The sequence below is a fragment of the Patescibacteria group bacterium genome, from assembly GCA_018896645.1.
Taxonomy (GTDB): domain Bacteria; phylum Patescibacteriota; class Patescibacteriia; order UBA2591; family JABMQE01; genus JAHIMF01.
In genome coordinates, this window is sequence record JAHIMF010000038.1 from 1 (window position 1) to 23560 (window position 23560).

Consider the following 23560-nt stretch of genomic DNA (forward strand, 5'->3'; position numbering starts at 1 on the left):
GCTGCTAATTTTTTACCAGTAGGCACAGTAATTCGCTTTCCAGATAAATTTGGAGACAAGCTTTTTGTGGTCGAAGATCGGATGAATGAACGGTTTAGCCTGCAAGTTGATATTTGGATGTCTGACAAAGAGGAAGCAAAAAGATTTGGTGTTCAGTATTTGAAGATGGAAATTTTTTAGCAACTAGTCCGCAAGTTTAATATCTTCTGAAATAAATGAAATGAATGAATCAGGTTAACTTAACAAAAAATGCCGCTAAAGATAGCGGTATTTTTTGTTGGAGCGGGTAACGGGAATCGAACCCGTGTCTTCAGCTTGGAAGGCTGACATAATAAGCCACTATACGATACCCGCTAGCCCAATTTTTTTAATACGGCTTCCATTTTTATTTATTCAATTATTAATTATCAGTTATTAATTATTACTATTTTTTCCACAAATATTTTTTTAAATCAATACACCATAAATTATTTTTTCTCACTACTTCGAGACCTTCTTTTTCTATCAGTTGCTTTTGTAGGTCAGAGGGATGTTCCAGGCAAGTGGTTGAAATATAGCCTTTAGAATTAATTACGCGATGCCATGGAATACTTGAATCATTTGGCATACAATGTAGAGCCCAGCCGACTTGGCGCGCGGCGCGAGGCGTACCAATCATGGCAGCAATTTGACCATAACTTGCCACCCTGCCTTTAGGAATTTTTTTAGTCATTTCCCAGACTTTTTCAAAGAAGTTTTTGGAAGCCATAAGCCATAAGCCATAAGCTATAAAGCTATAAAGTTTTGGTGGACCGTACAGGATTTGAACCTGCGACTTCCTCCATGCCATGGAGGCGCTCTAGCCAGCTGAGCTAACGGCCCGTATTATTATTCATATTATTATCCATTTATCATCTGCTATTAAATCAATAAATAAAATAAACGAAAGATGATATATGGAAATATGAATATATGTAATATTTTAACTGGTGGGCGGTATAGGATTCAAACCTATGGCCTCCTCGGTGTAAACGAGGCGCTCTAATCAGCTGAGCTAACCGCCCCTGGTGCGGGCGAGAGGACTTGAACCTCCACGGCCAAAAGGCCACTACCTCCTCAAGGTAGCCTGTCTACCAATTTCAGCACGCCCGCGTGTTTATTAAAAGGTTATTTTTTCTATTTTCTATCTTCTCTCAGCTTCTTTTTATAATCTCTGGTAAAATACAATTTAGCTCTGCGAGTGCGAAATTTCTTGACGACCTCTATTTTGGTAATTTGAGGCAAGGCAAGCGGAAATATTTTCTCTACCCCAAATCCCTTAGAATCTTTCCGCACCGTAATAGTCGCTCCTTTTTCCCTGCCATGTTTGCGAGCAATAACCAAACCCTCAAAAACCTGAATCCGTTCCTTTTCTTTACCTTTACTATCTACATCTTTAATTTTTTGATGAACCTGAACAACCGTGCCGGATTGGACTTCTGGAAAGGCGCGGTCAATTGGTTTTTCATCAGATTTTTCATCTTTTTTCTTGATTTCTTGATCTGTTTTCTCGGTCATATAGTTGTTATAAATAAAAAATTAAGTTTATAAAGACCCAATCACTATTAGGGGTATATTAGCTTATTTTGTTGATTTTGTCAATTTTTTTGAATTATAGCGCACACCCGTTCTATTGTCTCGTCCAATCTATTTTCATAATTAGTTACTTGATAATCGTATTTTTTTGCTTGTTTCATTTCGGCTGCCGCGGAAGCAAGGCGGAGTTTGAGCGACTCATTTGACATCATGGCTTTGCGTTTTTTAATTCTGGAGATGAGTTTCTTTTCTGATTCTGCATTGATGAAAATAGAAGTGTGCGGTATGGCTTTTTTACGAATAGTTTTTGCTCCTTGGACATCAATAACCAAAAGAATAATGGCATATTTTTTTTGCAGTTTTTCCAGAATTTTTTTTGAGTTTCCATAATAGTGTTTTTTGTGGACTATGGCCCACTCTAAAAAATCACTTTCTTTAATTCTTTGTTTAAATTCTTTTTCGGTCAAAAAATAATAATCTTTGCCAGGTTTTTCGTTTGGTCGTTTTTTTCTGGTAGTGCAGGTGACCATCCGACTGGCGTTTTTTAGTTTTTTCAAAATACCGCAAACAACAGCGTTTTTACCAGCGCCAGAGGGACCCGAGATGATGAATAATTTGGCACAGTTAGTGCGTTTGTTGGGTTTATTTTTTTTGATACGTTTTGAGGTCATAAGGATGTATTGTTGTAGTAACTTGTAGTAATAAGCTTGATTCGCCTTCCACCTGCGCCAAGGCTACGGCGGACAGGTCGGCTCATCTTCGCGTAATACAATAATAATACAATCGTCACTCATTATAGCTTTTTAGGAGATTTTTAAGTTCTTCGGGCAATTCAAGTTTGAATTTTTTGGGTTGATTTTTTAAGTCGTGAAATTCAAGCAGATCCGCATGCAAGAATAGCCGAGGAGCATCAATTTTGATTTCTTGTTTTTCCCCGCCCTGAGTTTGCCGAAGGGTTGATTTCTTGATTTCTTGATTTCTTGATTTATAGATTGGGTCACCGACAATGGGATGGCCGATTGCCTGAAGGTGGACGCGGATTTGATGAGTGCGGCCGGTGAGGGTTTGGATTTTAAGGAGTGTGAAGTTCTTGAATCGTTGAAGGACTTTAAATTTGGTGGTGGCTTGTTTGGGCGCTCGGTCTGAGGACCGAGCTTGGCCAGTGGGTTGGGCTGACATTTTATAGCCCTTTTTGGAACGACCGATAGGGATGTTGATTTCACCAGAATCTTTTTTAACGTTGCCATGAACCAAGCAGGTGTATTTCTTTTTGATTTCATGGCCCTGGAATTGCCTTTTTAAGTCGTCAAACGCCGCCTGTGTTTTGGCAATGACCATGAGACCAGAGACATCTTTGTCTAAGCGGTGGATAATGCCGGGACGATAATTGATAATTTCGGCCAGGGGCTTGGACCAGAGGCCCATCCCCCTTTGGAGGAGACCAGCCTTTTGGGCCAGAGGCCCATCTGCCTTTGGTTGAGGCTGGGATAATTGATAATTGTTATTGTTTTTTTGGTCACCAATATTTTTTATGGGTGGATAGTAGGCCAGGATGGCATTGACGAGGGTGTGGGATTTCACGGATTCCGAGGGGTGGACAACTAGACCATCGGGTTTGTTTATGACCAAATAATTTTCATCGTCATAAACAATATCTAATTTGATGGATTTATCCGGCGATAAGTCAATTTTTTCCGGCGGAATAATATTTTCAGAAAACGAGATTCGCGAATCTCGCTTTCCGCCTTTGTTAATTTGATAATGAGGGCTGACAATTTTACCGTTAACCAAAACCTTGCCTGCTTTGATAAGTTTTTGAAGGTGGGAGCGGGAATATTGAGGATATTTTTTTGCGAGATGGATATCAAGGCGCATTGGTCTGAAATTTATTTGTTTTATAAACACATATTAGTAATAAGCTCGCCTCGCTGCGGCTCGCCTCGCGTAATTCATTGTCACCCAAAGGGTGATCAGCCTCTGTCTGATAACTCATTGTGTCTTTAATTTCTTTTCCAGAAAATCAATTGCCTCTTTTTTAGTTCTCACTCGTCCGGCCAGTTGCTCTTCCCGCACCAAATCCAAAAGCTCGCCAACTTTTTTGCCGGGCTTTATTTTAAACTCTTTCATAATATCATCGCCGTTAATAACTGCCTTAAATCGACCGCGGGAATCAAGTTTGATTTTTGCGGGGCAGATTTTGATTGTTGATTTGAAAGTTGATTTTTTGAGCTGATTGATTCGTTTTTTAAGTTTTTTATAGTGCGAGAGGTCGGACTTGCCGACTTCCGGAACACTGGCCATGGCATCCAGCCAAAAGAGTTTCATGAAATTTTCGCCCAAACGGGGATGGCGAATAAAATATTTGACGATGGTGGCGTTTTTCATGGTTTCAATTTTAGAGTTAACACAAAGCAGGTGCTTGCCGACCATTGAGACCATTCGCTCGCAGTCAACATCAAATTCCGGCGGGGTTTGCAATTTTAATCTCTTGCAGATTTTACGAGTTAAATGAACTCCTTCTTTTTCGTGCCCATGAAAACGAATCCGGTCTGTGCCGTCTTTTTCCGGAGTTTTCACCACACAAGGCTTGCCAATGTCGTGCAGGAGCACCGCCAAGACAAGTTCTGGATCAATCAGTGATCCGTAGCTATCCGTTTTAAATCCGTGGCAATCCGTGTCAGAACGTTTTTTTCTAAACTCACGTTGAAAATCCTTAGACTGTAACAGCGAGAGAGCTAGTTTAGTATGGACCCAAGCATCTCCCTCGGAATGCCAATTTTTGGGTTGGGGACAGCCTTTCATTTTTAGTAACTCTGGCATGAGGGATTTCATAGCACCAGACTCGTCAAGAAGCTCTAGGGCTCGGACTGGGTTGTGGGTAAAGGCCTTGAGGAGTTCAGAAGCAATGACTTCGTAAGGCACAATCCGTTCCTTATTTTTTACGTCATTGATGCGGGGTATGAGTTTTTTGACGGCAGTCCAGGTTTGCTTTTCAATCTTCCAGCCAGAGGTCGCCGACGCTCCAAAGCTTTGGTCACCGACGCTCCAAAGCTCTGGCGACGGAGCGCGACGGAGCGCTGGTCCGCCTTTGGCGGAGAGCTGGCAGTTGAATCTGATGGCGCGAAGCATGCGGGAGTAATCTTCGCTGAATCGGTCTTGGGGATTACCCACTGTACGGATAGTTTTGGCTTGGAGGTCAGCGAGGCCGTTGGCAGGATCGATGATTTTTTGATTTTCCCCGTCCGAGTTTGCTGAGCAGCTTGTTTTTTTGTTTTTTTGTTTTTTTGTTTTTTTGACACGATAGCCCATGGCGTTGATGGTGAAGTCGCGGCGGGAAAGGTCGTCTTCAATTTTTAATTTTGGATTGGATTTAACTTTGAAATCGCGATAAGCGCCAGTGCCAAGAGAGTGCTCGGTTCGCGGCAGGGCAATGTCCAAAGCTTCTTTGAGCTGGGTATTTTTTGGGATAAATTTAAAGACCCCAAATTTTTTACCAACAAAATCAACTTGGCCAAGTTTGGATAAAGTTTTTTCTAAATTTTTAGCGCTGACATTGCGGACAACAAAGTCATAATCGCCGGAATCGGGCCAGTCAAGCAGGGCATCGCGCACGGCGCCGCCGACCAGATAGACTTCCGCGGTTTTTGGGAGTTTTTTTACAAAATCTAAAATCCTGTTTTTTTCAAGCTTGATTTGTAGGGCATTCAATTTATCAAGTTTTTTAGTCATTGTTTCTGCAGTTAATGCTTTTTCAATAATTTTATCAAAGTCAGGCGCAGTTTTATATTTTTTGATTTGTTCTGGTTTTATCCATTGATATTTTTCGGTTTCCCAATCAGTTTTGATTTTATTGATTGTAATAACGACTAACACGGGTGTGACCAGCCATTTTTTTACTTCGCTTGAGAATTAAAACTTTATCCTGATATTTTACCACGCAATTTATCACGGGCGCGCTTTTTTTGCGGGTGTAATCAATTTGGCCGGGTTTTGGGATAAACTTCATACAGCAGATTTAAGCAGATTATAGCGGATTATTTATTTTATTTTATCTTATATTGGGATAAATAACAAACGCCCCTTGACGGGGCTTTGTTTTCTGGTGAGCCTGGGAGGACTCGAACCTCCGACCCCCACGATGTCAACGTGATGCTCTAACCAACTGAGCTACAGACTCATGATTTGATTTTATCTTAGCAGATTTTTTAAAAATAATCAACTTTTGTTGCTTGCAATTTTGATTTTTGGTATAATATAAACAATGGTATTTTATAATAAAAATAAGATTCTGCTTGGGGCAGTAATTAAAACTCTAAGCAGGATTAAAAGGAGAAACTTATGGATTCAACAAGTTCACCACAGGTGAAGAGCATTTTTTATTTATTGGTGATAGCCGGCTTATTAGTATCATTGTCACCAATTCCTGTTTCGGCAACAATTTTTGCAATTGGGACACAAGAAGCACTGGAAGAATTAAACGAAGCAGACGGCGTTGAACCAATGCAGGTAGCGCCAGCTGATACAATGTATCATTTTTCTATGAAAGTGCGCTGGGGCAATGTGATTGGCGAGATTCAAAATAAAGAAGAAGCAAACTTTGATGGGTCCATCGCGCTTTCTAATGTTGGCGCTGTTGATTCTACTGGGAGTGGCCGGGTGACTTTTGTCAGAGATTTGCTATTTGAAGAGCACAATGCGGAGAGAGATAAGATTACTCAAATGACACCGAGCGTGGTTTGGACATCATTGATTTACAACCACTGGGATGGAGTGAAGGTTTTAGTTTCCGGCAAGGGCAGTGATACTTTGACGATCGAAACAAGCCAAGGCAGTTTAAGCAAGACAGTCAAAGAATTTTATGATGCCAGAGAGCCGATTATTCAAGATGTGGGCGAGGGGCGGGAAATTGTGGTAAAAGTTTTTCCGATCAAAAAGCGGATTTTTAATTTGGAAGTGCTTTGGGGCGGTCCTGTCAGCAATTCTTTGAATAGCGAGGCAATTGAAAATAAAGAGGGAATGGATTTTTCCGGCAATCTTTGGGTTGAAGAAGGCGCGGCTTTAAAGTTTTTAAAGACGGTTCGTTTTGAGCCAAGCCATGGTGACGGCCTAGTTAAAGCTGGACACGAGCGGATTTATTGGAATTCCTATGTTTTTGGCGGTTATGACGGAATTATTGCTAAAGTAGCTTTAAAGAAAAATGTGAAGCAAGAAAACCATATAGAATTGAGTTTTACCTCTGACCAGGTGAAATGGTCCAATAGCTATGACATTGTTGAGCTTTTTCATAAAAAACTAATAAAAGAAACTTTAACTATTGGCGGCCAGGAATATACGGTTACTTTGGTTGTTAGACGTTTTACTAATCGGAAGTTGGTTAAAACCGCAAACAAATCTTCGGTTTATATGATTGAAGACGAGGAAGCGCGGCCAATTTTGTCCGAAGCGGTTTTTGAAGAGAATGATTTGGATTGGAATGAAATTGAGACGATTTCCGAAGACGAATTAGAAGCTTATGCTGAAGGCGAAGAACTAAATTATCCTGACGGAACTTTAGTTAAAGGTTCTGGCGGCACTGTTTATGTGATTGCTGATGGCCAACGCAGAGGATTCAAAACCAGGCAAGCCTTTGAGCGGCTGGGATATAAATTTGGAAATGTGAGAACAATCAGGGATGCAGAATTAAATAAATATTCTGAAGATACGGCAGTGACTGAAGAAAGCGAGCCGCCTGAAGGAGCTTTGGTCCGGGAAAAAGGAACAGCTGGTGTATTTGTGATTAAGGGCGGCAAGCAAGTGCCCATCACTTCTCGCGAGGTCTTTGAATCTAATGGCTACCAATGGGGGAGGATTCTTGATTTGGATAATAGCATAATCCGAACCAGAGAAAGAGCCCAAGAAACATTGCATCATCCTGATGGCACTTTGATTCAAGAAGAAGGCAAGCCAGGTATTTATGTAATTGACAAAGGAGAGAAAAAACCGATTATTTCCATGGAAGATCTCAAGAGTAGGAAGTTTAACCTGCAGAAACTCCAGAAGGTAAAGGCTGTAGAGTTGAAACGGTTAAAAACAGGGGACGAGATTATTGGGGAGTAAAAAAAGACACGGGTGATTACCCGCCATACCCCCGGATTTCTCAAAAGAAAAAGGCCGTTCCTTTTGTTAAGGAACGGCCTTTGTTATCTAAATGAATTCTTTTACTATTCTCCTTCAAAATTCAATACTTTGGTCAGCGCCAAAAGTTTGGTGCTGGCTTTAGGCTAAAGCTCTGGCGACCTCTAGCAGTTGTTCACCCTGACCCATCAGCTCATACTTATAAACAGGCACTTTTGGCTCCGGGGCGTTTAAGAGATCAATATCAAGCAGCCAAGTTTTACCTCTTCTTGGGTGGACCCCAAAAAGTATCTGCTTTGGTTCAGATGACATAAATTTGCCCAGAGAAAATTCATTGGGGCCGCATACTGAGCCATTAATGATTTTTTGGCCAACAACTTTATCTAAGATGCCAGTATTGTGGAAATGAGCCATTAAGACGTAATGGATAAAATCCCCCTTGGAAGCAAAGAGCTCGGTCAATCTAGCCACAGCGCGGTCTATCCCATAGTATGGGATGTTCATCCAAGAACGGATGTCGTCGCCATGCAAAGCTAAATATTTTTTTTCACCAATGGCTTTTATTATCCAGAAGGAACGCGGGATATGCCATTTGATGTTGGATTGGTTTGCTAATATCAGTGAAATAACCTTATAGCAGACATAGTCCCAATTAACATAACGTTCTTTGGCAACTGGTTTTTTTGAGAGTCTAGGATGATTTCCAATAACAGCCTCTATCTCAATTTTTGGAAAAACTGCGGCAAGTTGGCCAATCATCTGGGCCACCACGCAAGCGGTTCCAAGGGTCCACTCAATCACATTGCCGGGTGAGGCCTTTACGGTATCTAGATGGATGTCGCCCGGAATCATATCTCCCAGCATAAAAAGATGGAGTTTTTGGAATCGATAGTTGGGTAATGCTTGTTGAGTCCAAAAAACAGTTCTTTCTGCTATATGATGCAAACGGTGACGCATAATGTCCCAGTTATAGCGTCCAAAAATAAGGGTTTCCTCTTCGGAGATTTCTTCGCCGCCATGGATATCAGAAAGCATCAGCGCGGCCTCTTCCACAAAAAGCGCTTGTTTTGGGGTGATCAGTTTTGGCACTTTCACTGCGGGCATAGCCGTTATTGTGTCTTGGCAAACTCCCAGTATAGCTTTCTGAAGATTGTGGAGTTTTATAGCTTCTGAATAGTTACGTTTTAGCACCCTAATCTCTGCTTGTAATCGGCCCGTCTCTCGGTCATGTTGCACGGTTGCAGTAGTTTCCTCGCCAAGCACTTTGTGCAATTGAATCAGACGTTTTATCCGAGAATGCGGCACTTCAAATTCTTTAGCCAGTTGGGCAATGCCCTTGCCGCCCTGTCTGGCTCCGCCTTTCCATTCAACTAGGATTTTTGCGGCTTGTTCGCTTTCGTACCATTCTTGAGCTATCCTTTTCATGACGATACTCCTTTTGTTTTTAGGGGTGAATGATTTAATGATTGTTAAAGAGCATTTTCCAGGAAGTTGTTTAGTTTAACAAATTCTAAAGATAGAGTCAAATCCAATTCTGTGTATAAGTTGTTTTTAAGTTTTTCGCCTGGTTAGATAGAATTGCGGAGAGATAGAAATAATGGTAAGGTGAAGTTATGGATTTGAAAGAATACCTGGGTAAAAATATAAAAGTAAAAATAGACAGACCCCTTGGCTCAAAGCATCCTAAGTGGAATTTTGTTTATGAAGTTAACTATGGGTACATACCAGGCACAAAAGCCCCGGATAGGGAGGAGATTGATGCTTATGTGCTGGGTGTAGATAGGTCCTTGAAAGAATTTGAAGGCCGTGTAATTGCGATTATTCAGCGCTTAGATGATGACGATGATAAATTAGTGGTAGCGGCTGACGGCGCAGAGTTTAGTGATGGAGAAATTGGGAGTCAAGTTGCATTTCAAGAAAAATATTTTAAGTCAAAAATTATTAGATAATGCCAAAAAAATTTACTCGTAAAACTGAAGATTTTATATGTAAGCATTGCAATGCTAAAGTAAAAGGCACGGGCTATACTAATCATTGCCCCAAGTGTCTTTGGAGCCGGCATGTTGATATTAATCCCGGAGACCGGGAAAATTCGTGCGGCGGGATGATGGAACCCGTGGCGGTTGAGAAAAATGGTGAGGAATTAGTTATTATTCATAGATGCGGGAAGTGCGGGGAGAAGAAGAGGAATAAAACAGTTGAAAATGATAATATGAATGCGGTAATCAGTTTGATGGCTGGTGGTGATTCGGAGCATAGTTAATAGAGTTAATAAATTGTTAATAGGGTTAATAATTTGGAGGTGGCTTTTTAATTTTTGAAAGATACAAAAGTTTGACAAAATTATAGGGTTAAACTAAGATAATAATTGCCAAATTTTGGCAGGAGGATAAACCGCAACCCAACACCAAAGGAGGAGCAAAATGGGGTTACCAGAAGAGATGCGGGTAGGAGATGCAGTACCCCCGGGATTTTTGTTTGTGGATGAGGACTATGAACCATTTTTTCCGGATGACATTTTGGATGAGCCTGGGGAATATAAGGTTTATGCAATTCCCTTGGAGCTTCTTGCTATATTGCCAGAAGAGGAAGTGCTTGATGCTTTGTATGATATGATTATAGGCGGTGGAGAAGACTTGGAATTAGAAGTGCCGCTCGGTTTAGCTTATTTTGATATTGATGAATATAAGCTTAGTCTTCCGGGCGAATTACTCCAAGACATTAGCGAGGGGATTTTCAAACAGATTAACATCCCCTTGTCATTAGAACAGCTTATTGCAGAGAGTCCAGGAGTGGCAGAGTTTCTAAAGAGTATTGCTGAGGGCGGTGGCGACTACGAGTACATAGTGGTCGAAGAGGCTGAAGAAGTTGGGGAATAATTTTTCATCATTTTGGGGCTTGCGTTGTTTAGCGGCCCCTTTTTCTTTTTCTGGTTTTTTAGGTTTTGGGTTAATGATAATCCACGACTTTCCCACTATATTATATTTTTGACGAGATTATGGTATAATAAAGGAAACTTATTAACTTTAAAGATAAAACCCATGAAAAAAAAGAATTATACCAACCCCAGAGTTATTTTGAGCAATAGAAAGTTTCTTAAAATAACCCTTTTTGCTTTAGTTATTATTACTTTAACTTTTAGTCAGGCGGTTTTTTTATTGAGCGCTCGAGCTCAGATGACTGCCCTGCCTCAAGATAAAGAGAGTGAAACAAAAACAGAGCAGGAGTCTTATGAAGAAAAAATCCTTTTCAAAAATCCCCTTAATGGCTCGTCAGCTGCCGGGCGCATTGTTTTGAGGGCGGGGGCAACTAAAGGAATTACTTTGGTGAAGTTCAATGCATTGAAAGGAGGCTTAGAAAAAAGTCTGGGAGCCGGAAGTTATAATTCAGCGGGAGACACTTGGGAATTTGGTCTTGATACTGCCAAAATGGAAAATGGAGATTACGATCTTAAAGCTATCGGTTCTGATGGTTTGGGGAACTATTATTATGATAAAATTTTCATTTCTATCAATAACCGGCAATCCGAGTCTCAATCACCCCAAGTAATCTTTAATTTGGTAGCCCCGAAGGAGCCAATCGTCTCCGGGAAAGTAGACTTAAGAGTGAAGTTAAGCCTTCCAGGAGACAATGTTGTTTTTAAGGTTATTCAGCCTTTGGAGCTAACATTCACTGGGAATAAGCTGGATCTAGGCACAACCTGGGGATTTGTTTGGGACACGGCTAAATATCAAGATGGTGATTATAAAATTGTTGCCCAAGCAGCAATTGGAAATCTCACTTATTTAAGTCAGGAGTTTAATTTAAGGGTTGATAATTTCGCCTTAATTAGAGAGAGCCTTCCGGCCTCAATAGCTTTTACTTTTGTTGACCCAAAATTTACTCAAGTCTCCCAAAAAGTTTGTTTTAAAGTGAAGACTGATACGCCGGTTGATAATTTAGTGATTAAAATTATTAATGCCAAAGAATCAACTTATCAAACAACATGGAATAAGCAGCTGTCGGCTTGGGAGGCCTGTTGGGAGACTCTAACTGGGCCTAATGGAGATTATCAGGTTATTGCCCGGGCCGGTCTTAATAATAGAACTTATGCCAGTCAAGCTTTAAGGCTGATTGTGAGTAATAAGCCCCAGCCCAAATCAGTCGGGCCTTCGCCTATTTATTATAAAATTATTATAAAATCACCAATTGAGGCAGAGATTGTTTCAAAAAAAGTTGATTTAAAAGCCGAAGTTAACGAGCCTTTGGATAAATTAGATTTTTATTTAGACAGTGATAAGACTTCAGAGATAGATTTAAAAATAAAAGCTGCCTCTAAAGATAATTTAATTTGGCAGGCTGCAGAGCTGGACATTTCTTATTTAGCTGATGGCAGTTATGCCCTGTATGCGCGGGGTTATAAGGGGGACAAAGTTTATCCGAGCGAACAAGTTTTTAGGTTAGAGATTAAAAATAAGGCAAGAGAAGAAAAAAAAGAAGAAGTTGAAATTACAAAGAGAGAAGGATTATTAAAAGAAACGATAAAAGAGGCAGAAAAACCTCAAGAACAAGTGGTCCCAAAAAATATGATTTGGATTATTGCGCCAACGTATGATGCGGTGCTTGCGGGTAAACACAGATTAAAAGCCGGCACTGAATTCGCGATTACGGCGGTAGAACTTTATTATTTTCAAGGAGGTTTGAAGAATCTGATAGCTTATCTTCCAGAAAAAGTTTTTGGTGAATGGCAGTATGAGTGGGATACGCGGTTGTTGGCAAATGGCGTGTATTATATTCAAGCCGTGGGCAAAGATAATTTTGGTAATAAACATTATTCTGGTCAAATTAAGGCTTTGATAAAAAATGAGTCTAAAGAGGCTGGGCCCAGTGGAGGCGAAACTAAAGGGGAGGTTAGTAGGGTAGTGGCTAAAGAAAAGCCGCAAGTTGCCCTGGTTGAACCGCTAGAGATTGAGGAGTTGCAGAGCGGCTATCGCGAGGCCGGGGAATATTTTTCGCCTATCTGTATTGAAGCAGGCGCTTTAACTAAAGAAGAATGTGATAAAATAATGAGTGAGAGAAGCCTTCTTGACCCGGAGTGTGGGATTCAAGGGATAACCGGTAAACAAGACTGCGAAGCTTATTTGCTGATTCAAACTTTGCCTCAAGAGTGTCAAAGCGCCGGAATTAAAATTAAAGAAAAATGCGATTATTTTATTCGGGAGAAATATAGTCAAATAGGCTATGAATCAGTTAAGGGATATATCGTGGGAACAGAGGTAGAGTATCAATATATAGGCGAGGAGCTGCCGGCAGTGTGTAAAAAAGCTAAAGTAGTCACAAAAAAGGAGTGCGATGCTATCTTAGAGGCCTTAAGTTTAGAGAAAGAATGTCGTTCAAAAGGCCTTACTACCCGCAGTGATTGCGATGAATATCTCCAAAAGGAGCAGTTGCCCAAGGAATGTCAAGAGAAAGGTATTTTTAGCGAACAAGAATGCGAACGTTTTGTTTTTAGCCTTTATGCGCCTAAAGAATGTCGGGAGGCGGGCATATTAGACAAAGAGAGCTGTGAAAAATATATATTTGAAAAACATTTGCCAGCCGAGTGCCGAGAGGCCAAGGCTTTAACAAAAACAGCTTGTGAAAAGTATTTGTTTGAGCAATACAAAAAACCAGCCCAAAAGCAATTATCATTTGATTGTGTTGAGGCTGGGATTATGAGTTTTGATGAATGTAAAGCCTTTATGCGTCAGAAATTTTTCCCCCAAGAGTGCAGGCGAGCAGGAATTACTGATGAGGCTATGTGTGAGTCATTTTTAGCCAAAAAGTTTTTGCCAAAAGAATGCCTAGATGCTGATTTAGTTGCTAGGGAGGCTTGTGATAGGATGTTGCGTGAAAAATATCTTAATGATAAATGTAAGGCCGCAGGGATTACTGGGTCTGAAGCTTGCGAAGACTTTCTTTTCAAAAAATATACTCCCCGAGTAGAATGTCAAGGTCTAGACCGTTGGCATTGTGAAGAGGTTTTGCGAAAGCGGTATTTAGGGGAGATTGTAGAAAAGAAGGAAAAGCAGAAAAAAACAGAAGAAGCACTTGAAGGGTATGTTGGTCAGGCAGTAGTTTTGCAACCAAAGGAGCCGGGAGTAGCCCTATCTCCTTTTGAGGAGGTGATACCCTTGGAAATTAAAGAAGAAACTACGGTTTTAGTTTTGCCTTCAGTGAGCGAAACAGTTTTGTCAGAGGACGAAGAAATAATTGTTACTCCTTCAGCAATTTTGGTTTTTGATGCTGATGCTGATGGTTTGCCTGATGATATTGAGGCCCGTCTAGGCACTGATGCTAACAATCCCGACAGTGACGGCGATGGTTATGAAGACGGCTTAGAAGTTAAACATAATTATAATCCTTTAGGTCCTGGTCGGCTGCAAAAAGAAGTTGCTCCGGTGGAGAAAGCCATAGCCAGTAAAGCTGTTTTAGAACAACCAAAAACTGCCGGCCATGAAAGCGGGGAATTAAAAATTAAGAAAATTGAGAATCTGGCAACCATTGAAGGCGCAGTTCAAGGAATGAAACTTTCTGGCCAAGGGACGCCAGGCCAAATTATTGCTTTATATATTTACAGTGACTTGGCAATAGTCGTGACTACCCAGGTAGATGAAAATAGTAATTGGAGTTATACTTTGAAGCAGCCGTTAGTTGATGGCTACCACGAGGTTTATGTCTCTTTGAACGACGATACGGGGAAAATTGTAGCTAAGAGCTCGCCGATTTCCTTCTTTATTAAAGAAGCCAAAGCGATTTCGCCGGGAGATTTTTTAAAGACTGAAGTACGTTCAGCAGATAAAACCAAGATTTCAATTTTGTATTATGTTGTCGGCGCTTTTGTTTTGATTATTATTGGCAGTATCTTGTTTATATTATTTATTAAACAAAAAAAGAAAGAAGAACCATCTTCCGGGAGCGGAACGAGCAGTGGTTCTTCGGTATAGATTTTTAGCTATGTCTAAAATTAAAGAATTCTTGATTAAAAATAAGGAGATTTTTCAGCTCGTCTATGGAGTTATTTTGGTTATTATCATTCCGATAATTATTGTAGTTAATACGCTCTTTGTTATTAACAAATACAGCACTACGATTGATACCTCTCTTCAACGTCGAGCCCTCCTTTTAGGCCGAGTTTTTTACGCCAGCGTTAAGGATAATCTTGATGATATTGAGTTTATTCAGAGACAGATTGATAAAGTTAAACAGATTGATTCAAGCATCTTAGACCTAAAATATCTAGTGCCCGAGCAAGATCAATACAAAATCGCGGCGGCTTCCAGCAAAGAAGAAATTGGCGAAGAGAATGATTTTTATCTTTACCACCTGGCTTGGCAACAACCAGACAAAGATGGTATCGTTACCGATTCTCACCAACTTTCTTCAACGAGTCTAAAAGAAGGCAAAGCCTTTTCTGAAGAAGAGCGGTTTTGGCTCGCGGCTATGCCTTTCAGTGATTACAAAAACAAAAAAGTCGGTTTGCTTTCGATGAGAGTGTCTTCGCAAATCGTTGATGATTTAGTAGTTTACAATCGGAACGCATCTATTATCATTTTAACCCTTTCAGTACTTTTTATCATTTTATTTTTATCAACTGCGGTTAGGCTTTGGGATTACGCTCTCCTTTACCGAAAGATCAAGGAAGTAGATAAAATGAAAGACGAGTTTATTTCTATTGCCTCGCACGAATTAAGGACGCCCCTAACTGCTATCAGGGGTTATGTGGAAATGATGCAAACTGGCACTTTAGGCAAAGTTAGCGCAAAATCTAAGAAAGCTCTTACTGTTATTTCTATTTCGGCTGACAGACTTGGTGATTTAGTTGAAGATTTATTAAATGTTTCACGGATTGAGCAAGGGCGTCTAGAGATGACAATTAAGCCGGCTCAGATTTCGCAAATAATTAATGAAATTATTGAGCAACTAAAGGTACAAGCCGAAGAAAAGGGATTATACCTAAAATATGAGGTTGCGAAAGACCTACCCAAAGTTTTAACTGATACTGATAAGCTTAAACAAATTCTAGTTAATTTGATTGGCAATGCTGTTAAGTATACTAAAAAAGGCGGAGTAACAGTTACAAGCTATGTGAATAAGGATGGAATAATGGAAATAAAAGTTGCGGATACGGGTATTGGGATGTCGCCAAAAGAAAAAGAGCGCCTTTTTGAGAAATTTTATCGAGTGAAAGGTGAACAGACTAAAAATATTCCCGGCACTGGTTTGGGGCTTTGGATAACTAAGAAATTAATCGAGTTGATGAAAGGCAAGATTTATGTTGAGAGCCTGGAGGGCGTTGGCACCCAGACGATTTTCACTTTGCCGATTGAGAAGAAATGAAATTTTAAAATTAAGTTAATCCACAACTTGCCCACTTGCATAATTTTTTATTAAGCGTAAAATAAGAAAAAGAATACAGAGTCAAAAGACCCTGTTTTATAACTTTTAAACTTAATCCTATGTTTGCATCACGAAGAAATTTTTTGTTTTTAGTGGGCATACTTATTTTTGCCCTGGTGGCAGTGGGCTGTATTAAAACTAATAGCGACGCAACTTCTGTAAAGCCGGGAAAACTGCCAGGTTCTTTGGGCAGCCTGCCAGCCGACGAAGAAAAAAGCGAGGAAGAAGTAGAATTACCAGATTTCACAACTGATGTGAATCTCGAGACCTTGGATCAGGTGGTTTTAAAAACAAATAGGGGCGATATCAGCTTAAAGCTTTTTCCGGAAGCTGCCCCAAAAACTGTAGCTAACTTTGTCCGTTTGGCTGAACAAGATTTTTATGATGGTGTTAAATTTCATCGAGTGATAAAGGATTTTATGCTCCAGGCAGGAGATCCTAATTCTAAGGACGATAATTGGAGCGATGACGGGCAGGGCGGTCCGGGTTATAAATTTGAGGATGAGATAAATCCCCGAAGCTTAGGTTTGACTGACGAGCAGATCTTAACCTTAGAACAGATTGGGTATGCCTACAACTATGAACTGGAATCACATAAAATGGTTCGCGGTAAACTTGCTATGGCAAATTCTGGCCCCAATACTAACGGAAGCCAGTTTTTTATTGTGACAGTTGAGGCCACCCCTTGGCTTGATGGCAGGCATACGGTGTTTGGCGAGGTGGTAGAGGGTATGGATATAGTTGATGCGATTGAGGCCGTAGCAACCAATGAGCAGGACCATCCTAAAGAAGATGTGGTGATTAAGGATATCGTTGTTGTGAGGACCGAACAGGGCGATGAAGGCGGAGAGGGCGAGGCGACTTCGACTGAAGAGACTGAAGCGACGAGTACAGAAGAAGAAACCTCTAATTGACTCTAATTAGCTCTAATATCTCGAATTAAAAAGAAACAGATTAAATAGCCCGATTTATCGGGCTCCAAGATATAAATATACCTAGCCCTGGAATTCCAGCCAAAGGATGGGTCAGCCACTGGCCGATATTCCTGGGCGATGGAGAAGTTAGGGTGATATAATAAAAAAAGCGCTGGCCAGGGGTCAGCGCAGAGAAGACTCGGAGTTTTTCAATTTCAATTTTCAACCCAGGCTACCTCTTCTATGGAGAGCCAACCTTCTTCTTTTGAAAGATAGGGGTCGCCGTAGATTGGTTCTTTGGTGTCCGGGCGACCAAGCCTTACCGTTCGTTCTTCCTGATTGAGGTTTAATACCTTATATCGGCCGCCATTGTAGAGAATAGCAATATCTCCAACACGAATCTCCAGTTCCCTTGCTAGGCGAAATTTCATTTTTCCCTCCTTAGTTTGGCGTGAGTTAGACAAGCAGAATTGGCATTTTTCTATCTTAATTCATTTAAACTACTTCGTCAATAGCAGATGATTCAGGTCCAAAATCTCACAAAAAAATTCAATGATATTACCGCAGTTAATGAGGCGTCGTTTGAAATTAGAGACGGCGAGGTTTTGGGTTTCTTGGGGCCAAACGCGGCTGGTAAGACTACTACCATGCGGATTATCACTGGTTTTATTGCCCCGACTTCCGGCACGGTTAAGGTGGGGGATTTGGATGTGCGGGAGAATAGTTTAGAAATTAGAAAAAAAATTGGTTATTTGCCAGAAAGCGTGCCTTTGTATGAGGACATGAAGGTTTATGAGTATTTGAAATTTATTGCCGAAGTGCGAAGCATCCCGGGAAATAAAGTTAAAACTAGGATTCGAGAGATGATTGAGGCCTGTGGTTTGCAAAAAGTTATTCGCCAGCAAGTTGGCGAGCTTTCTAAGGGTTATCGCCAACGGGTAGGCTTGGCCCAAGCCATGATTCATGAGCCGGAGATTTTAGTTTTAGACGAGCCCACCAGCGGACTTGACCCGAATCAAATTGCAGAAATTAGAAGTTTAATAAAAAAACTTGGCGAGCAAAAAACAGTAATTCTTTCAACCCATATTTTATCCGAAGTTCAAGCGACTTGCTCGCGGGTGGTAATTATTAATGATGGGAAGATTGTGGCTAGTGGGACAACAGAAGAGCTCCAACGTCAGGCAGCTGGCCAAGAAATGATATATATCAAATTTAAAGCTGAACCGCATTCGGTGCTGGAGCGTGTTAATGCTTTGGAAGAGGTATCAACCGTTGAAAGGGCCGACCAAGAGGACGAGTTGATTTTTGGTTACAAGGTTGAGGTGTCCGGCGGCCGGGATTTGCGGGAAGCATTGTTTAATTTGGCCGTTGCGAATGGGTGGAAGGTGCTGGAGATGAGAAGGGAGCGGGTGAGTTTGGAGGATGTGTTTAGAAAGTTAACCACTAATTAGCACGAATAGGTACACCCCGAACAACTTGCTTCGCTCGTATACCGGGCAAGTAAATAACACTAATCACAAATATGCTATTCGAGTTATTTGAGCTTATTCGAGAAAATTTGAGTTTAAGATTAGTGATTTGTGAAATTAGTGTACAGATTCATGAGGATTCGTTATGAACATCATCAAACCAATCTACAAGCGAGAACTCCGGTCGTATTTTAATTCCCCAATCGCCTATATTTTTATAGCCGTGTTTTTGATTGTGGGCAATTGGCTGTTTTTCCAGAATTTCTTTTTGATAAATCAGGCCTCTATGCGGAATTATTTTTCCCTGCTTCCTTGGATTTTTATGTTTCTGGCGCCAGCGATTACGATGCGGGCTTGGGCTGAAGAAAAGCACAGCGGCACTGACGAGCTTTTACTGACTTTGCCGGTTCGCGATTGGGAAGTGGTGTTAGCTAAATTTTTAGCGGCTTGGAGTTTTTTGGCAATGGCTTTACTGCTTTCTCTTTCTATTCCTTTTTCTATTGCCGGACTGGGCGCGTTTGACTGGGGACCGGTGATTGGCGGTTATGTTGGCGGGTTACTTTTGGGCGCGGCTTATTTGTCCCTGGGATTATTTATTTCATCTTTGACTCGCAATCAAATCATTGCTTTTATTTTAAGTTTAGCTTTTTGTTTTTTAATTTTTTTAATTGGGGCAAGCTTTGTTCTAGGCGCGGTTACTGGATTTTTCGGCTGGCTTTTTAGTTTTTTGGGCATCAGCTCGCATTTTTATAATATTGCTAGGGGCGTGTTGGATACTCGGGACGTGGTTTATTATGTTTGTTTTGCGGGGTTGTTTTTATGGTTGAATGTTAAAGCCGTGGAGAGCAGAAACTGGAGATAGCGGTAATAAATTATTCCAAATTATTCCCAAGCTCAAATTGTTCCAAATCAAATCCAAATATCAAATGTCAAATTCTATTTTTTGGATTTTGGGCTTTGAACTTGATTTGGTATAATTTGTAATTTGCAATTTGGATTATATAATATGAAGTTTTCAACCCAACAACGCACTAACGTTATCATTGCCACCCTCATCTTCATGGGGATTTTGATCGTGGTTAATATTTTATCTTACCAACTTTTTCATCGTTTTGATTTAACGGGTGAAAATGAGTTTAGTATTTCCAAGTCAACTAAAAGGATTTTAAAAGATTTAGATGACATCGTGACCATGAAAGCTTATTTTTCCGAAGAACTCCCGGCGGAGTTAATGCTGTTGCGTCAAGAAGTGAGCGATACTTTTGACGAATATAAAAATTATTCTGGCGGCAAGTTGAAAGTAGAATATGTTGATCCGGCAGAGGATACAGAGCTTGAGCAGGAAGTTCAGATGATAGGGATACCTCAGCTGCAGTTTAATATCCGCTCCAAGGATAAATTTGAATTACGCAACGGCTATCTGGGCTTGGCTATTATGTACGAGGACAGAAAAGAAATTATTCCGGTGATTCAAAGCACGCGCAATTTAGAATATGACTTAACTTCAGCCATTAAAAAAGTCATCAGGAGTGAAGAAATTAAGATTGGAATTTTAACTGGCCGGGGTATTTGGGATCTCCAGCAAGAGATGACAGTGGTTGGCCAGAGCCTTGGCAAGCAATACGAAGTAGAAGAGGTATCAATTACCAGTGGAGAGTTGATTGCTCCCGAGATTACTACCTTGATTATCCCTTCGCCCAAGGAAGAATTTACTGACAGGGAACTATATGTTATTGATCAATTTCTAATGAATGGCGGTAATTTATTTGTGGCTTTAGATAATGTTGTCGTTGACAATAATTTACAAACAAAACCAGTTAGCACTGGTTTGGAAAAGTTATTAAAACATTATGGCTTGGGCTTGGAACAGAGCTTAGTGCTTGATGTGTCTGCGGAAATGGTTTCTTTTTCCTCGGGTTTTGTGCAATTCTTTTCCCCTTATCCATATTGGCCCAAAATTACTCCAGCCGGATTTAATTCGGAAAGCGTGATTACAAGCAAGTTGGAGGCATTAGTTTTACCCTGGGCAGGCAATATCAAAATAGATAGCGGGAAGCTGGGAAATGAGCAAGTAATAATTTTAGCGCAAACAACTAATCGGTCTTGGAAAGCAGATTATCCGCCCAATTTAAATCCCCAGCAGGATTTTTCTCCGCCTAGCGAAGGCCAGCCCTACCCAGTAGCAGTCTTGGTGTCTGGGAAGCTTGAAAGTTTTTATAAAGGTAAAGAGATTCCCCAGAAAGAGATGAGCGAAGCGGCAGTAGAAGCGGTGAGTGAGGAGTTAAAGGGGTCAACAGATAATGCCCGCATCGTTTTAGTGGCTGACGGCGATTTTATGCATGATAATTTTATAAGAAGATTTCCGGATGATGGCGTGTTTTTTGAGAATGTGGTTGATTATTTAAGTTTGGGCGAGGACTTGATTGGAATTCGTTCGCGAGGGGTAACTGACAGAACTTTGCAAGAGATTTCATCAAGCAAAAGAAATGCGATTAAATATGGAAATATTTTTGGGGTGACTTGTATTGTAGTTTTATTTGGGATGGTGAGGTTTTGGAGTCGGCGGAAGAAGAGGTTTGCGGATGAATTGTAGAAAGACGAATCGGCACGAATCTGCACACGAATTTTACGAATCACGAATAGTATTCGGTGTCATTCCGACCGAAGTGAGTGCGAGCCGCAGTGAGCATGAACGAAGTGGAGGAATCCCGTGGATTTACTGTGGACGCAGGTTTGTAGACTGACGTTATTTTTCCAGAAAAAAAAAAGGCCATGACCGAAGTCACAGCCCGAGATCGAGGAGATAGCTTATTGTAATTATAGCCTTATTACTTGTCCTTGTGGTCCGATTATCCAAAGATCGTATCCTTCTCGGAATGGACCAATGACGATTGTTACTTCAATTCCCTTACAATTTGTAAATTTGAAAGCCTTTTGGGCATTTAACCTGTCTCTGATTTCCTGCTTAACTTCTTTTGAAGTCCCGGGATCATCAAGGAGTTGTGCACCCATATCTGCTGCTTGTAGCCCTTCAACCTCCTCAAATATTGTGGTACGGAGGTCAACTCCTCCACCAAAGGCGGCGTAAGCTTTTGCTTCCTCAATATTGCCAAACATTGTTGACATCTGGTTGCCTCCTTGATTAATGTGAATTGTGAACAATGAGCATTATTTGAAGTTTTTATAATCTTACTTTATCCATAAATTTTTGTTAGATGGATGCATTTCAACCACAAAAAAAGAAAAAATTCAAAACAACCTACATTCTAGGCATTGTTTTTTTGGTTTTAGCGGGGATTATTTTGATTACTAAGTTTCCGGGTCAAAATAAAAGTGAAACCAAAAGAGCATTTTTGAAAAATATTAATATTGAGGACATCAGTAAAATTGAGATTACCACTCGAGAGACAAACCATATGCTTCAAAAGCAAGACAGCACTTGGGTGGTGGCGAGCCGGGATAATGCCCAAGCCAATCCAGAGGATGTAGTTAATATAATTAATACCTTGAAAGAATTAGAAGTCGGGGATGCGGTTTCGGAAAATCTTGACAAGCAAAGTGTTTTTGAAGTTGATGCTTCGGGCATTGAGGTAAAATTATATCAAGGTGATAATCTGCGGATAGACTTTTTTATCGGTAAAGCTGGGCCAAATTTTGACAGTAATTTTATCCGCCGCGCAGAAAGCAATGAGGTGTATTTAACAAAAAAGGGGATTGGCTATGTTTTTGATAAACCAGATTTCCGGGATTTAACGATGCTCGTTTTTAATAAAGATGAGGCCCAAGAGATATCTTTGACTTACGATGAAACAGAAATAGTTCTTAAGAAAGAAGCAGAGACATGGAACCTGATTCAGCCAGAAAAAGTTGAAGCTAATCAAAATAGTGTTGATTCATTTTTAACTGGATTAGAAAATTTGAGAGCGGTTGATGTTGTGGCGTTAGAGGAAGATGAAGATACGGGGCTCGAGGATCCCCAAATGGAAGTAAAAGTTACTTTAGAGGATGGTTCGCAAAAAGTATTAACAATTGGCATTGGCTATCCTCAAGTGGCTACTTATTATGCCAAAAGCAGTGACAGTGACAAATTTTATATAATCAGCCAGTGGCAGCGGGATGGGTTAAAAAAGACGGTAGAGGATTTTTTGTAGCACTAATTTTCACTAATCTATTCACGAATTTCACGAATCACGAATTCTAATTGTGTGTCAAATTATTTCTAATAGCTTTTCTAATAACTCTAATAAATATTTGTGGTATTTTTGTGACTTTTGTGCTCTATGAAATAAATAAATTAATAAACTAATAAACTAATAAACTAATAGATAAAGATGTATGCCTGTTGAAAATATTGGCGAAAAATATGTTTGTAGAATTTGTGGTAATGAGGTGGAAGTGACCAAGGCTGGCGGCGGGACGCTTGTTTGTTGCGGGCAAGACATGGATTTATTGGGAAACGAATAGATGCGGATAGATGACGAATGGCTGCGAATTACGAATTACTTATGCCACAAAAACACCCCTCGACTTGACTCGGGGCGGGCAAAAGGCCGCAAGGAAACGATTTTTGTTTTGTGGTAGTTTGTGAATTTGTGGTATAATACAATTATCCCAGCCAAAGGTCGCCGACGCTCCAAAGCTTTGGTCGCCGACGCTCCAAAGCTCTGGCGACGGAGCGCGACGGAGCGCTGGTCCGCCTCTGGCGGAAATTATCAATTATCAATCATTATGTCTATCAAAATTGACCAAGAAAAATGCATTGGCTGCGGAACTTGCGAAGCAATATGCTCGAGTCATTTTAAAATAAATGATAATGGCAAGGCCGAGGTTACTAGTCAGGACGAGGCTGAATGCGTGAAAGAGGCAGTGGAAAGTTGTGCGGTGGATGCGATAATAGTAGATTAGTTTTTTGAGTTGTGGTTTTATTATATTTTTATATTTAAATATATTTGTTTGGAATGTTTTTATTGGTTTATTGCGCTTCGCTTTTATTAGTTTATTAATAAATTTAATAAATTAATAAACCAATAAATTAATAAAAAAATGATAAATGGATATATGTTAAATGATTAAATGTTAAACTATGTTCGA

Annotated in this window: 22 protein-coding genes and 5 tRNA genes; 14 read left to right on the plus strand and 13 right to left on the minus strand. The window is 40.4% G+C overall.

Going from position 1 to position 23560, the window contains the following annotated elements:
• The coding region (locus KKD20_02540; protein ID MBU4331978.1) for a hypothetical protein at positions 1 to 180 on the plus strand (180 nt) is incomplete at its 5' end.
• A 98-nt stretch (positions 181 to 278) separates the two neighbouring features.
• Here the strand turns inward: KKD20_02540 and KKD20_02545 are convergent.
• The 10 genes from KKD20_02545 to KKD20_02590 all read right to left on the minus strand — a co-directional run bounded on the left by KKD20_02545 (position 279) and on the right by KKD20_02590 (position 5731).
• Positions 279 to 354, minus strand: a tRNA-Gly gene (locus KKD20_02545).
• Positions 355 to 424: 70 nt separating this feature from the next.
• Positions 425 to 748 carry a methylated-DNA--[protein]-cysteine S-methyltransferase gene (locus tag KKD20_02550; GenBank protein MBU4331979.1) on the minus strand — a complete coding sequence of 108 codons (324 nt, stop codon included), beginning with the start codon at positions 746 to 748 and terminating at the stop codon, positions 425 to 427.
• Between the two features lie 36 nt (positions 749 to 784).
• Positions 785 to 861: transfer RNA gene (locus tag KKD20_02555), tRNA-Ala, on the minus strand.
• 105 nt (positions 862 to 966) lie between these two features.
• Positions 967 to 1043: transfer RNA gene (locus tag KKD20_02560), tRNA-Val, on the minus strand.
• A gap of 1 nt (position 1044) precedes the next feature.
• Positions 1045 to 1131, minus strand: a tRNA-Leu gene (locus KKD20_02565).
• Between the two features lie 24 nt (positions 1132 to 1155).
• Entirely contained in the window at positions 1156 to 1536 is a 381-nt protein-coding gene (locus KKD20_02570; GenBank protein ID MBU4331980.1) for a 50S ribosomal protein L19, read from the minus strand.
• 80 nt (positions 1537 to 1616) lie between these two features.
• Positions 1617 to 2225 carry a guanylate kinase gene (gene gmk / locus KKD20_02575; GenBank protein ID MBU4331981.1) on the minus strand — a complete coding sequence of 203 codons (609 nt, stop codon included), beginning with the start codon at positions 2223 to 2225 and terminating at the stop codon, positions 1617 to 1619.
• 115 nt (positions 2226 to 2340) lie between these two features.
• Entirely contained in the window at positions 2341 to 3429 is a 1089-nt protein-coding gene (locus KKD20_02580) for an RluA family pseudouridine synthase (GenBank protein MBU4331982.1), read from the minus strand.
• Between the two features lie 114 nt (positions 3430 to 3543).
• Complete coding sequence (locus tag KKD20_02585; protein ID MBU4331983.1) at positions 3544 to 5427, minus strand: HD domain-containing protein; 1884 nt, start codon at positions 5425 to 5427, stop codon at positions 3544 to 3546.
• A 227-nt stretch (positions 5428 to 5654) separates the two neighbouring features.
• Positions 5655 to 5731: transfer RNA gene (locus tag KKD20_02590), tRNA-Val, on the minus strand.
• Positions 5732 to 5892: 161 nt separating this feature from the next.
• On the opposite strand from KKD20_02590, the gene KKD20_02595 reads away from it, so the two are divergent.
• Positions 5893 to 7650 (plus strand): hypothetical protein, encoded by a 1758-nt coding sequence (locus tag KKD20_02595; GenBank protein MBU4331984.1) that lies wholly within the window; start codon positions 5893 to 5895, stop codon positions 7648 to 7650.
• A gap of 159 nt (positions 7651 to 7809) precedes the next feature.
• Here the strand turns inward: KKD20_02595 and KKD20_02600 are convergent, their stop codons facing one another.
• On the minus strand, positions 7810 to 9093 hold the full coding sequence (locus KKD20_02600; GenBank protein ID MBU4331985.1) for a hypothetical protein: 1284 nt from the start codon (positions 9091 to 9093) through the stop codon (positions 7810 to 7812).
• Positions 9094 to 9281: 188 nt separating this feature from the next.
• On the opposite strand from KKD20_02600, the gene KKD20_02605 reads away from it, so the two are divergent.
• The 6 genes from KKD20_02605 (at position 9282) to KKD20_02630 (ending at position 17000) form a co-directional block, all read left to right on the plus strand.
• Positions 9282 to 9617 (plus strand): inorganic diphosphatase, encoded by a 336-nt coding sequence (locus tag KKD20_02605; GenBank protein MBU4331986.1) that lies wholly within the window; start codon positions 9282 to 9284, stop codon positions 9615 to 9617.
• Positions 9614 to 9931 (plus strand): RNHCP domain-containing protein, encoded by a 318-nt coding sequence (locus tag KKD20_02610; protein ID MBU4331987.1) that lies wholly within the window; start codon positions 9614 to 9616, stop codon positions 9929 to 9931. Before KKD20_02605 ends, KKD20_02610 begins: the two co-directional genes overlap by 4 nt.
• Positions 9932 to 10091: 160 nt before the next feature.
• Entirely contained in the window at positions 10092 to 10547 is a 456-nt protein-coding gene (locus KKD20_02615) for a hypothetical protein (GenBank protein MBU4331988.1), read from the plus strand.
• 162 nt (positions 10548 to 10709) lie between these two features.
• A complete protein-coding gene (locus tag KKD20_02620) occupies positions 10710 to 14633 on the plus strand; it encodes a hypothetical protein (GenBank protein MBU4331989.1) in 3924 nt (1307 codons plus the stop codon).
• Positions 14634 to 14643: 10 nt separating this feature from the next.
• Positions 14644 to 16026 carry a HAMP domain-containing histidine kinase gene (locus tag KKD20_02625; GenBank protein MBU4331990.1) on the plus strand — a complete coding sequence of 461 codons (1383 nt, stop codon included), beginning with the start codon at positions 14644 to 14646 and terminating at the stop codon, positions 16024 to 16026.
• 119 nt (positions 16027 to 16145) lie between these two features.
• Positions 16146 to 17000 carry a peptidylprolyl isomerase gene (locus KKD20_02630; protein ID MBU4331991.1) on the plus strand — a complete coding sequence of 285 codons (855 nt, stop codon included), beginning with the start codon at positions 16146 to 16148 and terminating at the stop codon, positions 16998 to 17000.
• A gap of 215 nt (positions 17001 to 17215) precedes the next feature.
• On the opposite strand, the gene KKD20_02635 is transcribed toward KKD20_02630, so the two are convergent.
• A complete protein-coding gene (locus tag KKD20_02635; GenBank protein ID MBU4331992.1) occupies positions 17216 to 17431 on the minus strand; it encodes a hypothetical protein in 216 nt (71 codons plus the stop codon).
• An 87-nt stretch (positions 17432 to 17518) separates the two neighbouring features.
• On the opposite strand from KKD20_02635, the gene KKD20_02640 reads away from it, so the two are divergent.
• The 3 genes from KKD20_02640 to KKD20_02650 all read left to right on the plus strand — a co-directional run bounded on the left by KKD20_02640 (position 17519) and on the right by KKD20_02650 (position 21062).
• Positions 17519 to 18451 carry an ABC transporter ATP-binding protein gene (locus tag KKD20_02640; GenBank protein ID MBU4331993.1) on the plus strand — a complete coding sequence of 311 codons (933 nt, stop codon included), beginning with the start codon at positions 17519 to 17521 and terminating at the stop codon, positions 18449 to 18451.
• A gap of 163 nt (positions 18452 to 18614) precedes the next feature.
• Positions 18615 to 19331 (plus strand): ABC transporter permease, encoded by a 717-nt coding sequence (locus KKD20_02645; protein ID MBU4331994.1) that lies wholly within the window; start codon positions 18615 to 18617, stop codon positions 19329 to 19331.
• A 144-nt stretch (positions 19332 to 19475) separates the two neighbouring features.
• Positions 19476 to 21062: a GldG family protein gene (locus KKD20_02650; protein MBU4331995.1), complete on the plus strand. Its 1587-nt coding sequence runs from the start codon at positions 19476 to 19478 to the stop codon at positions 21060 to 21062.
• 224 nt (positions 21063 to 21286) lie between these two features.
• Here the strand turns inward: KKD20_02650 and KKD20_02655 are convergent, their stop codons facing one another.
• Positions 21287 to 21631, minus strand: a complete 345-nt coding sequence (locus KKD20_02655; GenBank protein ID MBU4331996.1) for a hypothetical protein — start codon at positions 21629 to 21631, stop codon at positions 21287 to 21289.
• A 53-nt stretch (positions 21632 to 21684) separates the two neighbouring features.
• Here KKD20_02655 and KKD20_02660 point away from each other — a divergent pair, with 53 nt between their 5' ends.
• The 3 genes from KKD20_02660 (at position 21685) to KKD20_02670 (ending at position 23374) form a co-directional block, all read left to right on the plus strand.
• Positions 21685 to 22620, plus strand: coding sequence for a DUF4340 domain-containing protein (locus tag KKD20_02660; GenBank protein ID MBU4331997.1), 936 nt, complete (start codon positions 21685 to 21687; stop codon positions 22618 to 22620).
• Positions 22621 to 22804: 184 nt separating this feature from the next.
• Positions 22805 to 22933: a desulfoferrodoxin FeS4 iron-binding domain-containing protein gene (locus KKD20_02665; protein MBU4331998.1), complete on the plus strand. Its 129-nt coding sequence runs from the start codon at positions 22805 to 22807 to the stop codon at positions 22931 to 22933.
• A gap of 264 nt (positions 22934 to 23197) precedes the next feature.
• Positions 23198 to 23374: a ferredoxin gene (locus KKD20_02670; GenBank protein ID MBU4331999.1), complete on the plus strand. Its 177-nt coding sequence runs from the start codon at positions 23198 to 23200 to the stop codon at positions 23372 to 23374.
• Positions 23375 to 23560: the final 186 nt, after the last annotated feature.